Origin of the sequence: Pseudomonas sp. ICMP22404, from assembly GCF_006227205.1 — a bacterium.
Lineage (GTDB): Bacteria > Pseudomonadota > Gammaproteobacteria > Pseudomonadales > Pseudomonadaceae > Aquipseudomonas.
Genome location: NZ_VCNG01000002.1, coordinates 42,795 through 58,205 on the forward strand (window position 1 = coordinate 42,795; position 15,411 = coordinate 58,205).

Consider the following 15,411-nt stretch of genomic DNA (forward strand, 5'->3'; position numbering starts at 1 on the left):
ACATCAGGGTAAAGCGCCGTCTCGAGCGGCGTTGTGGTGTTACTTTAAGCCCGTTTCGCTGGGTTTGCATGAGTCAGATCAGGTTTTGTCCGTACGGCCCCGGTTTCCGGCCGCCGGGCCGCCCATCACGGTATTCGGTGCGACGTCAGGGCGTTGTGTCGGGAGGGTTCAGAAGCCAGTCGAACAGCAGCCTGACGTCGGTATTGCCCGGCGCCGGTTTTGACGGCGCCATGACGCGCCCGCCACCGCTATCGATACCGCCCGGGCACAGCACCGGCCGGTCGGGGTCGCCGTCGAGAAAACTGACCAGCACTTCACTGCCGGCCATCAGGCGCGGGCTGTCATGGCGGCTCAACCGCGACATGGGCAAGGGAATGCCTTCGTCATCCGGGCTCCACAAGCTGACACGGACCTGACCGCGCTCATCGGCTACCGCCGGCTGCCCGGCGGGGCCGAGCACGTGCGCCACGTGGTAGCCGGGAATGCTCGGCCTGGGGTGCTTGAGGGCGGGCCTGAACACGGTGGACCAGGGGATGGCCGAGAATTTGTTGCGATAGTCCCTGGCCGACGACACGGACGGCTGACTTGCTTCCAGGATCGAAAACTGGCGCCCGCGATGCTGGACCTCGATGACCAGCCATTGATCGTTGAACGTCGATACCGGGTGCTCGCCGATCTGCACGATATGGCCGCTGCGCAGGGCCGGTTGAGTGCTGTGGCCGTGGATTTCCCGTTGCCGGCAGCGCAGGCGCTCCAGGTTCCGGCGCCCGATCTGATAAGCATGAGCCAACGCGGGGTTGCTCCGCATCGCCTCGTGATCGGTGCCGTTTAACCCATGATTCGCTGCGCTGGTTTCGGCGGGTGTCATTGCCCGCTCGGCGAAGCGGGCGGGCAGGGCAGGCGTCGTCGGGTGGTGACGCTGATACAGCCGCTCGAGTGCCGGTTGTTCATCGGCTTGCGTACGCAGTGTCAGCTCGACCGCCGGTGTCGGGAAGCTCTTGGGATCTTCGGCAAACACCAGGACATGGCCGGATGGGGAGTGTTCGAAGTGGTAGTGAATGCCTTCTTGCTCACATAGCCGTTGCAGCAGCTCCAGGTCGCTTTCCTCGTACTGGATACAGAACGGACGGGATGGGTACTGGCCGTGGGGCAGTTCGAAACGGTAGCTGTGAGCGGGCAGCGCGTTGTCGTCCAGCAGCCGTTGCAGTACTTGTACGACGCTGAGCTGATGGAAAACCCGTCGCCTCGGGCCATGTTCCAGGCGCTGGAGATGGGGAACCAGCGTCAGGCGATAGCCGATACGGTGCGGTGCATGGGCGCTCAGGCTGACGCTGTGGACGATGCCATGTACACCGGATTCGCCGTCCAGGCGCAGGAACGCCGGTTGCCCCAGCAGCGTGTCGGGATTGATGGGCGGCGCGAGGCCGATCAGTTCGAGGTCGAAGCGGTACGGCTGGTTGAGGGCCTCCCTACCGCTGAACCGCAGCACTTGCAGGCGCAAGTCGCTTTGCGTGAGTGTCAGGCTGAAGGGGCTTTCCGTGTCGTTGCGCATCGCGGTGCTTACTTGAAGAGAAGAAGCCGCGAGGGTACGAAACCGCGGGGCGAAAGGGTGCTCCCGAATCGCTATTTCGGAAACGGCCTACAGCACGTTGTGAAAATGTCGATTCGTCGGGGCGCATTTTTTGGTCGATCAGCCGGTTTAGGCCGTATAAACTTGCGCCACAGCGCCGGCCGGCAGATGTCTTGGCGCGTCAGACAAGAGAGTGAGTGATGGGCGCACAGTGGAAGGTTAAACACAAAGAGGCGGCTGCCAACGCCAAGGGCAAGATCTTCGGCAAGCTGGTGAAGGAAATCACCATTGCCGCGCGCAACGGTGCCGATGTGGCGACCAATGCACACCTGCGGCTGGTGGTCGAGCAGGCGAAGAAGGCCTCGATGCCCCGCGAGACCCTGGAGCGTGCGATCAAGAAAGGCTCGGGCCAACTCGGCGAAACGGTGCAGTACCACCGTGTGACCTACGAAGGGTTTGCGCCACACCAGGTGCCGCTGATCGTGGAATGCGTGACCGACAACATCAATCGTACCGTGGCTGAAATCCGCGTCGCGTTCCGCAAGGGCCAGCTGGGCGCTTCGGGTTCGGTGGCCTGGGACTTCAACCATGTCGGCATGATCGAGGCCGCCCCGGACAGCCCTGACGCCGATCCGGAAATGGCCGCCATCGAGGCCGGTGCCCAGGATTTCGAACCGGGCGAAGAGGGTGCCACGCTGTTCATCACCGATGCCGCCGACCTCGATGCCGTGCAGAAAGCGCTGCCGGCCCAGGGCTTTACGGTGTTGTCCGCCAAGCTGGGCTACCAGCCGAAGAACCCGGTCAGCGGCCTGACCGACGAGCAGATGGCCGAGGTCGAAGCGTTCCTTGAAGGACTCGACAACCACGATGACGTGCAGGATATGTTTGTCGGGTTGGCGGGTTAAAGGGATTCCCTGAAGAGCGAATGTCTTTGTGGCGAGGGGATAAATCCCCTTGCCACAAAGACAAGCTGCGTTCGATCAGCCGGTGGTCAAGCAGCCGGCCAATACCCGCTCGATCTCCTCGAACCCCGGCCGCGCCAGCACGTCTGGCTGGCAGCAATGTGCCTTCAACGCCTGTAGCGTTGCAAGCTGCACGTCATCGCTCCCCGGCTCGATCCGCGCCAGCAATTCACCGAGCAGAATCCCGAAGGCCCGCACTTCGATGCGCTGCAGTGCGCGGGTTTGCGGGGTGTCTGCGGTGGCGTGGAAAGACGCCGCGCCAAAATCCCCCAGCAGGCATTCGCCCTGGTCGTTGTAAAGGATGTTGTGCCCGTACAAATCCCCGTGGGTGATGCCCTGGCAGTGCAGGTGTGCCGCCACCGAGGCGATGCCCCGGGCGATACGCAAGGCTGCGGTGGCGCTCAAGCGCAACGTGTCGGTATACACATCGCGGGTGCAGGAGGCCAGGCTCGGCAGCCCGGCCAGGTTTCGATAGCTGGGCTCGATCAGCGTCATGACCAGCCCGGCCTGTTCTTCGGGATGTCCGGCGACCTGGCCCAACACTTCAATCAGGTTAGGGTGCCGGCCCGCGGTGATGCAGGCATGCATCTCATGCAGGGGAGAGCCGTCGCTGGTCATCTCGCCCTTGTACATCTTCACCGCGACGTTTCGCGCCGGTTGGCCGGCCGGTTGCCATAGCGCCTGATGGATCACCCCCGAGGCGCCTTCGCCCAACTGTTGTTGCAGGCTCAGTTGCGTCCAGTCGATGGGTGTCGTGCTGTGCAGCGCGGCGTCGTCGGCTTGGGTTTCCAGTGGGTTACCGGCGTAGGCGAGCCAACTGAGGCGGGGCAGTCCCAATAACCATTGCGGCAGATCGACCAATTGATTGGCGGCGATACGCAGCAGCTCAAGTCGGTGACACTGGGCCAGGCTGGCGGGCAATTGCTGCAAACGGTTGCCGGCCAGCATCAGTTTTTGCAGGTGTGGGCGCTGTCCCAGTTCATCCGGCAATTGGCTGATGCGATTGTCCGTCAGGATCAGCCAGCGCAGCAGCGGCGGGAGGGCCGCGGCGGGTACACGTTCGATGCGGTTGGCCTTGAAACCGACCATGGTCAACGCAGCACAACGGCCCAGGCATTCGGGCAGCTCAGTGAAGCGATTGTCCGAGCAGAACAGCACCCGCAGTCGGGTCAGCCGATGCAAGTCGTCGGGCAGGCTCTCCAATTGGTTGCCGCTGAGATTGAGGATCTCCAGGGAGTCCGCCAGGTCGAAGATTTCCCGGGGAAACTGCGTCAGGCCGCAGGCCAGGTCCAACCGGGTAATGCCTGACAGTTGGCCGGCGCGGAGTTGGGCGAGGGTGGTCATGGGAGGGGGCACCATTGATCAAGAGAAGTCCGATGCCACCTAGTTTGTTACAAAACCCTTGTGGCGAGGGGATAAATCCCCCTCGCCACAAAAGCCAGTTCGGCTAGCGCTCGATACTGCGGCTCCAACGCGCGTTCCACGCCGGACGCTGTTCATTGACCTGGTCCCAGTCCACTGCAATCGCTGTTTCCAGGTATTGCTTCATGGCTTCCACCTGGCCGCGGGTCTTGTCGGTGGTGGGGGTGTTGGGGTTGGACGGGATCTGGTCGCCTTCTTCCAGGGCAATGGCCTGGGCTTCGGGCGCGAGCAGGAAGGCGGCGAGTTTTTGCGCCAGCTCGGGTTGGGTGTTGTGGGCGATGGCGCATTCGGCGACGTTGAGCACCACCGCGCCTTCCTTCGGCTGCGCGTATTCCACGGGCATGCCTTTGAGTTTCAGCGCGGTCACTTGGGTTGGCGTCAGCGGGAACAGCGCCGCTTCGTCGGTCTGCAGCATTTCGGAGATCTTCGCCGAGCTGGGAATGTATTCCAGCACGTTGCGTCCCACGGTGTTCGGCCAGGCCTTGAAGCCCGGTTCGACGTTGGTCTCGTTACCACCCTGGATCCGGTTGAACATCAGGAAACCGTGCAGGCCGAAGGTGGACGAGGCCACGGACTGGAACACCAGTTTGTCCTTGAAGCGTGGGTCGGCCATGTCCATCCAGGAGGTCGGTGCGCTCCAACCTTTTTCCTTGAACAGGCGGGTGTTGTAGGCGAGCCCTGTCACACCCAGGCTGACGGCCACGGCTTGATCCTTGATACGGCCCTTGGCGGGGATTTGCGCCAGGGTCGGGCTGTCTTCGAGTTTGTCGCAGAGCCCCATGGAAATGGCGCGATACATGATGCCGTCATCCAGGAACATGACGTGCATCTGTGGGTTGTCTTTGCTGGCCTGCACTTTCGCCAGGATGTCCGCCGAGGTCCCGGGCACGATCACCACTTTGACGTTGTTGGCTTTCTCGAAGGCCGGCAAGACCTTGTCGGCATAGAGCCGCTCCATGGTGCCGCCGTTCATGCCCAGGTAAAGCGTTGGCTCGGCGTGTGCCTGGCCGACGGCGAGCAGTGTGCTCAAGCAGGAAAAGCCCAGCAGTGCAGTGCGTTTGACGTTATTCATGGCGCGACCTTCCTCTATCAAGAAACGGAGATGGAGTGAAACCGGGTGATGGAAAACGCATCCAGCGGCGTTTTCGATTCGCCGCAACAGATGATTTCGGTGAGCGCCTGGCCCACCGCCGGGCCGATCTGGAAGCCCGCTCCGGCAAAGCCGAACGCATGCAACAGGCCGGGTTGGGTGCTGCTGTGCCCGATCACCGGCTGGCGATCGGGCAGGTAACCTTCGGTGCCACTCCAGGTGCGAATCGCCTGGGCGCCCTCAAGGAACGGGTAGAGCTCGACCGCCTGGCGCAAGATCTCGATCACGGCATTCTGGCCGGGCCGGGCGCGAGCGTCGTCCAGGGCAAACCCCTGGCCGCCGCCCAGTACGCAGTTGCCGCGCGCAACCTGGCGCGCGTAAATCCCGCCGCCTTCCACGCCAGTACTGGCATCCATCACCAAGGGCAAGGGCTCGGTGACCAGCATCGCCGGGTGTCCGGCATACATGGGCACGGTTTCGTCGAACTGTGTGGCGAAATGGCTGGCCCAGGCGCCGGCGCAGTTCAGCAGCCAGGGCGCGCGGAGCGTCAGGCCGGTTTCGGTTCGCACGGTAAAGCGCTGGCCGTCGTGCTCCACCAGGCTGACTGGACACTGTTCGTGAACCTGGGCGCCATGGCGGCGGGCGGCTTGGGCAAAGGCCGGGGACACCAGTCGTGGATTGGCGTGACCGTCGTCCGGGCAAAGCGAGGCGCCGACAGCCACCGCACCCACCCAGGGAAAGCGCGCGTGCAGCGCCTGGCGATCCAGCAGCTGCAAATCGAGGCCAAAGCCCTGACTGCTGGCGGCGTATTCTTGCAACGCACGCATGTCCTCGGCGCTGCGGGCCAGTTTCAGGTGGCCGCTGCGCTGGTATTCACCATCAATGCCGATCAACTGGGGCAACTGGCTCCAGATTTCGTGGGCCCGTTGCGACAGGGGCAGTTGAGACAAGGGCCGCCCCTGGCGTCGTACACCGCCATAGTTCACTCCGCTTGAGTGCGAGCCGCAGAAGTCCCGTTCCAGCAAAGCCACCCGACGCCCGGCCTTGCTCAGGAACAGCGCGGCCGACGAACCGACGATGCCACCGCCGATAATCACCACGTCGACTTCGATCATGGCTCGACCTCCAGGCCAAACGGTACGGGTTTGACTGGCGCCTGGGCCCGCAAGCGACCGATGCCGCAAATGGGCCGTCCACTTTCGCTGGCAATGATTTCCGCCGCCGCGACGGCGCACATTCTTCCCTGGCAACGCCCCATGCCGACGCGGCAATGGGCCTTGACCCGGTTGATTTCCCAATGGCCTTCGCCGATCACCCGACGGATGTCGCCGGCGCTGACTTCTTCGCAACGGCAAATCATCAGTTCGTCAGCCGCGTCGGCGGCCCAGCTTTGCGGGAAGGCAAAGGCACGTTCCAGGCCTTGGCGGAAATGGCCGATGCGTTCGAGTTCTTTTTCCAGCTGGGTGCAACGCTGCGGATCGACTCGATAACCGCTGTCCTCGAGCAAGGCCAGGGCGGCGCGTTCGCCGGCTTTTTCGGCGGCGTCGGCGCCCATGATCCCCGCGCCGTCCCCCGCGAGGTAGACACCGGCCACGCTGCTGCGGCCGGCGCTGTCGCGCTGGGGTAGCCAGGCGCGGTTGAGGGCATTCCAGGTGAATTCGCAGCCCAACAGGTCGGCCAGTTGGGTTTCGCTACGTAAGCCGTGGGCGAAGGCCACCGCGTCGCAGTCGAGGGTTTGCTCGTCTTTTGCGTTGTGCCATTTCAACGACTGAACCCGGCGTTCACCGTCAATGCGCGACAGACTCGCGCCTTGATGAACGGCGATGCCATGGGCGGTCAGCCAGCCCCGGTAGTAGAGGCCCTTGGCGAGCGTGGTCGGTTGCGCCAGCAGGCCGGGCAGGGCGCGGGCCTGGGCGCCCAAGGGGGAGCTGTCGAGCACGGCGACCACATTGGCGCCGGCCTTGGCGTATTGATAGGCCACCAGATAAAGCAACGGGCCGCTGCCGGCGAACACCACGCGCTCACCGATGGCGCAGCCCTGGAATTTCAGGGCGATCTGCGCGGCGCCGAGGCTGTACACCCCCGGCAACGTCCAGCCCGGTACGGGCAGGATTCGGTCGGTGGCGCCGGTGGCGACGATCAGCTTCGAGTATTCCAGCCGGGCGGCGCGCCCCTCGTGCAGGGTGTCGAGCAGGCCGGCTTCGGCGTTCCACACCAGGGTGTCGGGACGATAGTCGAGCTGGTCGCGCAACTCATCGATGGTCTGGTGGATCGAGCGGGCCTTGTGCGCTTCGAAGCCATACAGCTTGACAGGCGAGCGCCTGAAATTGGCCGGTTGCCGCCGATAGATCTGCCCGCCACCGCGCAAGGCTTCATCCAGCAGGACAGGGTACACGCCGTGGGCGACCAGGGTCTGGGCAGCACGGATTCCGGCGGGGCCGGCGCCGATGATGGCGATTGTTTTCATGATTGCCTCATCGACAAGATCGGGGGACATGTGGCGCTGTCGAAGGCGCTATCGCGAGCAGGCTCGCTCCCACAGTGGAGCGGTGCGGAACGCTGATTTTGTGACCGTCGCAGAACCCCTGTGGGAGCGAGCCTGCTCGCGATAGCGGTGGTCCACTCAGCAACGATGGTGGCAGGGGGATCGCTTTCGCGAGCAAGCCCGCTCCCACAGGGAATAAATGAGCTGTTCATACCTGGCGTCCCGGTTCGCGGGTGATTTGCTGGCCGGCTTCGAGCAGGGTGGCGCAGGCGCGGACGCGGCGGCCGTCGCCGAGGCGGACCCAGCAGTCCTGGCAGGCGCCCATCAGGCAGAATCCCGCCCGGGGTTCGGCGCTGAAATCGCTGCCGCGCAGGTGTTCGCCGCAGGTCAGCACGGCGGTCAGCAGCGTATCGCCCAACAGACCGGTAGCCGGCTGGCCATCGAGGGTAAAGTCCAGGGCCGGGCGGTCGCCTTCGGCCAGTCGTTTCAGCAGCGCCATGGTGCCCTCATTGTTTGCCCACCAGAACCCGATCCAGGCCATAGACCCGGTCGAGCAGAATCATGGTCAGTGCGGTGAGCGCAATGACCAGTGCCGACACCGCCGCCATCATCGGGTCGATGGATTCGGTGGCGTACACATACATGCGCACCGGCAGGGTTTGCGTCGCCGGTGACGTGACAAAGATCGACAGCGTGACTTCATCGAAACTGTTGATGAACGCCAGCAACCAGCCCCCGGCCACCCCCGGCAGGATCATCGGCAAGGTGATCTGCCGGAACAGCGTGAAGCGCCCGGCACCCAGGGATTGCGCGGCCTGTTCGGCACTGCGATCCAGGCCGATGGCCGACGCCAGCACCAGGCGCAATACATAGGGCGTGATGACCAGCACGTGGGCGAAGATCAGCCAGGTGAAATTGCCGTTGACCCCCATCAGGGCAAACAACCGCAGCAGCGCCACACCCAGCACCAGGTGCGGGATGATGATCGGCGACAGGAACAGGCCGTTGAAAAAATCCCGGCCGGGAAATTCGAGGCGGGTGATTGCCAGCGCTGCCGGTACCGCGATCAACGTCGCCAGCGAGGCCGCACAGAACGCCAGGGCCAGGCTGTTGTAGAACGCATCGACGAAATCCGCGCGCTCGAACACGGCGCGGAACCAGCGCAGGGAGAATTCCGTGGTCGGCAGGCTCAGGGTGTTTTCCGGGGTGAAGGCGACGAGACAGACCACCACCAGCGGCGCCAGCATGAACACCACGACCAAGGCGTGAAACAACAGGGCGAAAGGACCGTTCCTGGACATGATGAGTTACCCCAATGACTTCTTGTAGCGGCCTTCGATCATGCGGTTCCACGACAGCATGATCAGCAGGTTGAGCAGCAACAGTGCAACGGCGATGGCCGCGCCCATGGGCCAGTTGAGTTCCGACAGGTACTGGTCGTAGATCAGCGTGGCGACCATCTTCAAGCGGCGTCCGCCGAGCAGGCCGGGAATGGCGAAGGAGCTGGCGGCCAGGCCGAACACAATCAGGGTGCCGGACAGCACGCCGGGCATGATCTGCGGCAGCACCACCTTGCGGATCACCGTGAATTGGCTGGCCCCCAGGGACAACGCAGCCTGTTCTGCGGCCGGGTCGAGTTTCTGCAGTGAGGTCCAGACCGGAATGATCATGAACGGCAGCATCACGTGGACCAGGGCAATGACCACGGCAAATGGCGTATAGAGCAACTTCATCGGCGCGCCACCGAACGCTTGCAACGTCTGGTTGACCAACCCGTCGGCGCCCAACAGCAGGCTCCAGCCGAAGGCCCGGACCACCACCGAGATCAGCAACGGAGTGAGGATCAGGATCAGGAAAATCGAGCGCCATGGCGCGCCCATGCGGCTGAGCACATACGCTTCGGGCACGCCGATCAGCACGCACAACAGCGTGGTCAGGGCACTGATCCAGAAGGTGCGCCAAAAGATCTCGTAGAAGTACGAATCGCCCAGCAGGCTGATGTAGTGATCGAGGGTGTACGCGTGGCTGTCGATGCCCGACCCGTAGTCGAAAACGTTGAACGACAGCACCAGCGTCAGCCCCAGGGGAATCACCAGTAACCCCAGGTACAGGGCCAGGGCCGGTGCGGACATCAGATAGCCTTGCCGGCCCCGGCGCATTGCGTCCAGCAGCTTCATGCCGGCACCTCATCGTCACTCAGCACCCGCAGCAGTGCCGGATCCCAGTCCAGGCCCACTGCCGTGCCTTCGCTCATCGGCGCAGCGCCGTCATTTCGGCGCACCACGCAAAGCTCACCCAGGCTGGTCGAGACCCCATACAACCATTGGCTGCCGAGGAAGAAACGGCTGGCGATCGTGCCTTGCAGGCGGCCCGCGCCAGCGGCGCACAGGTCGATCTTTTCCGGGCGCAGGCTCAGGGTCAGTTCGCCCTGGCCTGGCTGACAGGCTTGAACGACGCCAGCGCTATCACGTTCGCCGGGCAGCAGGTTGGCCTTGCCAACGAAGCCGGAGATGAAGGTGGTGCGCGGGTGTTCGTAAAGGGTGTAGGGCGTATCGATCTGGGTGATGCGCCCGGCTTGCATCACCACGACGCGGTCACTGATGGACAGCGCTTCGGACTGGTCGTGAGTGACCATCAATGTGGTGATGCCGACTTCCCGCTGGATGCGGCGGATTTCGAATTGCATCTCTTCGCGCAGGTTGGCGTCGAGGTTGGACAGCGGTTCGTCGAGCAACAGCACTGGCGGTTCGATCACCAGTGCCCGGGCCAGCGCCACGCGCTGACGCTGGCCGCCCGAGAGTTCCCGGGGGTAGCGCTCGGCATGCCGGTCCAGGCGCACCAGCTTCAGCACCCGGTCCACCCGTTGTTGGAGTTCGCTGCCCGGCACCTTGCGCATGCGCAGGCCGAAGGCGACGTTGTCCCGGACGGTCATGTGGGGGAACAGCGCATAACTCTGAAACACAACGCCCAGGCCCCGGCTGGCGGGTTTGGCGTGGGTGATGTCGCGGCCGTCCAGCAGGATGCGTCCGCCGCTGACGTCGACGAAGCCGGCGATCATTTGCAAGGTGGTGGTCTTGCCGCAACCGGAAGGGCCGAGCAGCGAGACGAATTCGCCTTTTTCTACCGCGAGGTCGGTGGCAACCACGGCGTCGATGTCGCCGTAGCGTTTACTCAAGTTTTCAAGTTGCACGAAAGCCATGACTGCGCTCCACCTGAGATTGTTATGCGTCGCCGTGAGGCGTGCTTTTTTGTAAGGGCAGATACGAAGGGGTGATGCAGGACACTCGGTGCGTTGGCGCTCGACCTGGATCGGCTGCCGTTGTTGTTCGAATCGCCCCTGTATGGACGCAGAGTAGGACGAAGAATAGGATGGGCTCAATGGCCTATTTCACTGAGGCGATGACTATTTTCAGTTTCATTCGATCAGTGAATTGATGAGTAAAGAAATGAATGAATAATTCCACTGATCGGAATATTGAAAAAAGCGAAGTCGGGGTTGGCGCCGTCTCCAGGTTGTTCGCCGTGTTGCGCAGCCTGGGTGACACCGCCGAAGGCGGGGAGCGGGTAACGCAACTGGCCCAGCGCATCGGCCTGTCCCAGCCGACCACTCATCGCCTGCTGCGCAGCCTGATGGACGAGGGCATGGTCGAGCAGGATGGGCGCAGCAAACGCTACCGCCTGAGCCTGGATTTTTTTGCCCTGGCCGCCCGTGCCGGGAACACCGGCAACCTGCGTGAACTGGCGCGACCGGCCATGCTGCGGCTGTCGGCGTCCCTGGGGGATTCGTTGTTCCTGCTGGCGCGCAGCGGTTTCGATGCGATCTGTCTGGACCGCAGTGAAGGGCCATTCCCGATCCGCACCTTTACCGGTGATATCGGCGGTCGGGTGGCGTTGGGCGTGGGCCAGGGCAGCCTGGCGATTCTGGCGTTCCTGCCGGAGGAGGAGCGCGACACGGTGATTCACTACAACCTGCCGCGGCTCAAGGACTTTCATCTGTACGACGAAGTCTTCCTGCGCTCGGAAGTGGAGAGCGTGCGCAGCCTGGGCTACGCCGGACGCAACACCGGCGTGTTGCAGGGGATGGCGGGGGTGGCGGTGCCGATCCTGGATCGCGGCGGCCGTGCCGTGGCGGCCTTAAGTGTGGCGACCATCAGCGACCGCCTGGGACCGGATCGTCTGCCGACGGTGGTGGAAATGCTCAAGCGCGAGGCGGCGTTGATCGGCCCTCGGATCAACCCATTCGACCCGCTGCTGCGCCGGCCTTCGCAGGTGTTTGGGCAAGGGTGAAGTCCGGAGTCCTTTGTGGGAGCGAGCCTGCTCGCGATAGCGGTGGATCAGTCTGCCCCCCTGTTGAATGCGCCGCCGCCATCGCGGGCAAGCCCGGCTCCCACAGGTACGGCGTCGGACCCTGATGCTGCGGCCATCTGCAGCTCCAGTGTGGGAGCGAGCCTGCTCGCGATAGCGGTGGATCAGTCTGCCCCCCTGTTGAATGCGCCGCCGCCATCGCAGGCAAGCCCGGCTCCCACAGGTACGGCGTCGGACCCTGATGCTGCGGCCATCCGCAGCTCCAGTGTGGGAGCGAGCCTGCTCGCGATAGCGGTGGATCAGTCTGCACCCCTGTTGAATGCGTCGCCGCCATCGCGGGCAAGCCCGGCTCTCACAGGTACGGCGTCGGACCCCGATGCTGCGGCCATCCGCAGCTCCAGTGTGGGAGCGGGCTTGCTCGCGAAGACGACGGCTCAGTCAACATTGATGTCAGATGTCAGTCCGCCATCGCGAGCAGGCTCGCTCCCGCAGGGGATGGCGGCGGGGGTCAGAAGTCCAGGGTCTGCTTGAGTTTTTGGGCCGACGGCGTGTCACTGGGAATCACCACCGCATAGTTGTACCCCGGCCCGGACCAGTATTCGGCCTGCAACTCGCCGTCGCGCCGGCTGCCACGGGGCAGCAGGAAATTCCTCGGCCCTGGTGGGCGCACGTAGAAGCTGATCTTCTGACCGCTTTCGTCCTGGTAGACGATCATCGCCGCCGCGCCTTGCTCGGTGCTGAGCAAGCGGCCGCTGACCGGCTTGAAGCCCGCGCCGGAAAGATCCGGCAGGCGATTGGCGTCGCTGAAGTAACGGTCGAGCCAGCCTTGCATGCTGCTTTCGTCACCGGTCTGGTAATCGGCCGGGAGGATGCCTTGCTGGGCAAACAGCCGATAGGCCTGCAAGGCGTCAGCCATGGGTTGGGCGGCGCTGAGTAGGGTCATTTGACGAGCCTGCCAGCCACCGAAGCCACCCACGCTGACGGCCAGCAACAGTATCGCGGCGCTGGCCAGGTGTCGGCGTGAGCGATGTCTGAGCCGTTGGCGAATCGACGTCGGGTCGAGGGCCGGATTGGCCGGTTGTTGCAAGGCTCCACTCAAGGCAGTGCGCAAGCGTAGCGCGTCCTGTTGCCAGGCCCGGACCCGAGCGGCGACGTCGGGGTGGCTGCCGAGGTAGGTGTCCATCAGGCGCTGGTCGGCCTCGCTCAATTGGCGATCGACGTAGGCGTGCAGGTCGCTGTCGCTGGGGGGCATGCTGATCATTTGAGTATCCGCAGGGTGGGGCGGGTGATTTCGCCTTCGCTGAGTTGGCGCAAGGCTTGGCGGGCGCGGGACAGGCGCGACATCACGGTGCCGGTCGGCACGCCGAGGATGTCGGCGACTTGCTGGTAGCTCAAGCCTTCCACCGACACCCACAGCAACAGCGCGCGCTGCTCGGTGGTGAGTTGGTCGAAGGCCTGGAGCGACGACTGGGCGATCACGCTGCGCTCGGCCGAGGGATGCGTATCGTCGCGGCCGGTGAAAAACTCCAGCATGCGGGCGTAGCGTCGGGAACGGCGGTGGGCATCGAGAAACTGCCGATACAGGATGGAAAACAGCCAGGCTCGCAGATCGCCGTCTGGACGCTTGTCGTTCCATTTTGACAAAGCCCGCTCCAGGCACGTCTGCACCAGGTCGTCGGCATTGCTGGGGTTGCGCGTCAGCGACACGGCAAACCGCCGTAGTCGGGGGATGAGCATGCGCAACTGGTCATCGATTTCGTTCATGGGCGTTTGGCGTCCGGTGAGCCGTCGCTGGGTGAGACTGGAAAGACGATCCCCAAACGAGATTATTCCAGCGTAGGAAAAATAAATACGCGGTATGGGAATAAAACCATCGAGCCTTCGTCTGACGGGTCCTTTCCTCAAATGGCCTTGAGCCTTGGAGCTTCGTCATGGTTGATCCTTCCTCTTCACCTGACCCCGCATCGGATCGGCCGCCGTTGAGTGCCGCCAGCCTGACCCTGCGCCTGGGTGGCATTGCGGTGATTGTTGCCGCATTGGCCGGGGTGTTTGCCTACGTCAATGGCACCCTTGACCCACAGCGCCTGACACCCAAGGCACTGGTCAACGTGCTGGAAAAGAACAATGGGGTTCATCCGGGCTTCCGGCGCAATCACTCGAAGGGTGTCTGTGTCGCCGGTTATTTCGAAAGCAGCGGCGAGGCGCGAGCCTATTCCAGCGCCCAGGTGTTCATGGACGCCCGGACGCCGGTTGTTGGACGTTTCGCCTTGCCCAGCGGCAACCCTTATGCACCGGACGGCAGTGTACCGATCCGCAGCCTGGCGTTGCGTTTCACCCAGGCCAACGGCCAGCAATGGCGTACCGGCATGAACAGCATGCCGGTGTTCCCGGTGGGCACGCCTGAGGCGTTCTATCAGTTTCAACAGGCCCAGTCACCGGATCCCGCCACGGGGAAGCCGAACCCGACGGCAGTGCCGGCGTTCTTTGCCGCTCACCCGGAAGCCGTGCCGTTCCTGCAGTGGATCAAGACTGCCAAGCCGTCGGCCAGCTATGCCACCGAAACCTACAACGGCATCAATGCGTTTTACCTGGTCAATCCGGCCGGGCAACGTCAGGCGGTGCGCTGGGGCGTGGTCCCGCTGACCGCCGACGCGGCGGATGCGCCACCCGCTCAGGGCGCTGACTACCTGGAGCAGGACCTGACCAAGCGTCTCGCCGCCGGGCCGTTGCGTTGGCGGTTGGACATCACCCTGGCCAATCCTGGCGATCCGGTGAATGACGCCAGCAAGCCTTGGCCCACGGATCGCAAGGTGCTCAATGCCGGCACGCTGGTGCTGGAGAGTACCCAGGCGCAGGACAACGGCGAGTGCCGTGACATCAACTATGACCCGCTGATCCTGCCCAGCGGTATCGAAGGTTCCGAAGACCCGCTGCTGGCCGCGCGTTCCGCCGCGTATGCCAGTTCCTATCTGCGGCGTACCAGCGAAGTGAGCCAGCTGCCCGCCACCCAGGAGTCCCGCCCATGAGCCCCCGTCACTTCGCACCCTTGGCCCGGTTGCTCCACTGGTTGATGGCGTTGATGATCATCGCCATGTTGTTCATTGGCGCGGGCATGGTGGCCTCGGTGTCCGAGCGTCATGAGTGGCTGCTCCGGTTGCACAAGCCTCTGGGCATCGCAATTCTGCTACTGGTGATCGTGCGCCTGGCGGTGCGCTTTACCACGCGCCCACCGGCATTACCGAGGGATCTGCCGGGCTGGCAGGTGCTGGCGGCGAAGGCCTCCCATGTCCTGTTGTACGCCTTGATGTTGATCTTGCCACTGTTGGGCTGGGGCATGATTTCTGCGGCGGGGGACCCGGTGATGCTCAGCAGCTCGCTGCAACTGCCCTCGATTCTGCCGGCGAATGCCCAGACGTTCGCATGGTTGCGCAAGGCCCACGGGTACTTGGCCTACCTGCTGTTCCTGACCGTGCTGGTGCATCTGGCGGCGGCGCTGTTTCACGGCTGGGTGCGGCGGGATGAGGTGTTGGACAGCATGTTGCGCGGGCGTGATCGAGCGTGAGTGCTCGATAGCGTC

15 protein-coding genes are annotated in these 15,411 nt (G+C 63.7%); 4 read left to right on the forward strand and 11 right to left on the reverse strand.

What is annotated here, in order from left to right:
• Positions 1 to 145: 145 nt before the first annotated feature.
• The gene (locus FGE05_RS03935) at positions 146 to 1,552 is read right to left on the reverse strand and encodes a type VI secretion system Vgr family protein (RefSeq protein WP_139641723.1); all 1,407 of its coding nucleotides are present in this window, start codon (positions 1,550 to 1,552) and stop codon (positions 146 to 148) included.
• 218 nt (positions 1,553 to 1,770) lie between these two features.
• Here FGE05_RS03935 and FGE05_RS03940 point away from each other — a divergent pair, with 218 nt between their 5' ends.
• The gene (locus FGE05_RS03940; RefSeq protein ID WP_047703746.1) at positions 1,771 to 2,475 is read left to right on the forward strand and encodes a YebC/PmpR family DNA-binding transcriptional regulator; all 705 of its coding nucleotides are present in this window, start codon (positions 1,771 to 1,773) and stop codon (positions 2,473 to 2,475) included.
• A 75-nt stretch (positions 2,476 to 2,550) separates the two neighbouring features.
• Here the strand turns inward: FGE05_RS03940 and FGE05_RS03945 are convergent, their stop codons facing one another.
• From FGE05_RS03945 to FGE05_RS03985, 8 genes are all read right to left on the reverse strand, one after another.
• Entirely contained in the window at positions 2,551 to 3,876 is a 1,326-nt protein-coding gene (locus FGE05_RS03945) for a leucine-rich repeat-containing protein kinase family protein (protein ID WP_139641725.1), read from the reverse strand.
• Between the two features lie 103 nt (positions 3,877 to 3,979).
• On the reverse strand, positions 3,980 to 5,026 hold the full coding sequence (locus tag FGE05_RS03950) for an ABC transporter substrate-binding protein (protein ID WP_139641727.1): 1,047 nt from the start codon (positions 5,024 to 5,026) through the stop codon (positions 3,980 to 3,982).
• 17 nt (positions 5,027 to 5,043) lie between these two features.
• On the reverse strand, positions 5,044 to 6,159 hold the full coding sequence (locus FGE05_RS03955) for an FAD-binding oxidoreductase (RefSeq protein ID WP_139641729.1): 1,116 nt from the start codon (positions 6,157 to 6,159) through the stop codon (positions 5,044 to 5,046).
• Positions 6,156 to 7,511, reverse strand: a complete 1,356-nt coding sequence (locus FGE05_RS03960; RefSeq protein WP_139641731.1) for an NAD(P)/FAD-dependent oxidoreductase — start codon at positions 7,509 to 7,511, stop codon at positions 6,156 to 6,158. The genes FGE05_RS03955 and FGE05_RS03960 overlap by 4 nt, the downstream gene beginning before the upstream one ends.
• 226 nt (positions 7,512 to 7,737) lie before the next feature.
• The gene (locus FGE05_RS03970; RefSeq protein WP_024778322.1) at positions 7,738 to 8,028 is read right to left on the reverse strand and encodes a (2Fe-2S)-binding protein; all 291 of its coding nucleotides are present in this window, start codon (positions 8,026 to 8,028) and stop codon (positions 7,738 to 7,740) included.
• A gap of 7 nt (positions 8,029 to 8,035) precedes the next feature.
• Positions 8,036 to 8,830: an ABC transporter permease gene (locus FGE05_RS03975; RefSeq protein WP_024778323.1), complete on the reverse strand. Its 795-nt coding sequence runs from the start codon at positions 8,828 to 8,830 to the stop codon at positions 8,036 to 8,038.
• A gap of 6 nt (positions 8,831 to 8,836) precedes the next feature.
• Positions 8,837 to 9,706, reverse strand: coding sequence for an ABC transporter permease (locus tag FGE05_RS03980; protein WP_139641735.1), 870 nt, complete (start codon positions 9,704 to 9,706; stop codon positions 8,837 to 8,839).
• Positions 9,703 to 10,728, reverse strand: coding sequence for an ABC transporter ATP-binding protein (locus FGE05_RS03985; protein WP_139641737.1), 1,026 nt, complete (start codon positions 10,726 to 10,728; stop codon positions 9,703 to 9,705). The genes FGE05_RS03980 and FGE05_RS03985 overlap by 4 nt, the downstream gene beginning before the upstream one ends.
• A gap of 251 nt (positions 10,729 to 10,979) precedes the next feature.
• Here FGE05_RS03985 and FGE05_RS03990 point away from each other — a divergent pair, with 251 nt between their 5' ends.
• Positions 10,980 to 11,816, forward strand: coding sequence for an IclR family transcriptional regulator (locus FGE05_RS03990; RefSeq protein ID WP_139641739.1), 837 nt, complete (start codon positions 10,980 to 10,982; stop codon positions 11,814 to 11,816).
• 526 nt (positions 11,817 to 12,342) lie between these two features.
• Here the strand turns inward: FGE05_RS03990 and FGE05_RS03995 are convergent.
• Both FGE05_RS03995 and FGE05_RS04000 read right to left on the reverse strand, forming a co-directional pair.
• On the reverse strand, positions 12,343 to 13,095 hold the full coding sequence (locus tag FGE05_RS03995; RefSeq protein WP_139641741.1) for an anti-sigma factor: 753 nt from the start codon (positions 13,093 to 13,095) through the stop codon (positions 12,343 to 12,345).
• Positions 13,092 to 13,598, reverse strand: a complete 507-nt coding sequence (locus FGE05_RS04000; RefSeq protein WP_139641743.1) for a sigma-70 family RNA polymerase sigma factor — start codon at positions 13,596 to 13,598, stop codon at positions 13,092 to 13,094. Before FGE05_RS04000 ends, FGE05_RS03995 begins: the two co-directional genes overlap by 4 nt.
• 167 nt (positions 13,599 to 13,765) lie before the next feature.
• On the opposite strand from FGE05_RS04000, the gene FGE05_RS04005 reads away from it, so the two are divergent.
• Positions 13,766 to 14,860: a catalase family peroxidase gene (locus tag FGE05_RS04005; RefSeq protein WP_139641745.1), complete on the forward strand. Its 1,095-nt coding sequence runs from the start codon at positions 13,766 to 13,768 to the stop codon at positions 14,858 to 14,860.
• On the forward strand, positions 14,857 to 15,396 hold the full coding sequence (locus tag FGE05_RS04010) for a cytochrome b (protein WP_139641748.1): 540 nt from the start codon (positions 14,857 to 14,859) through the stop codon (positions 15,394 to 15,396). Before FGE05_RS04005 ends, FGE05_RS04010 begins: the two co-directional genes overlap by 4 nt.
• The last annotated feature ends 15 nt before the right edge of the window (positions 15,397 to 15,411 follow it).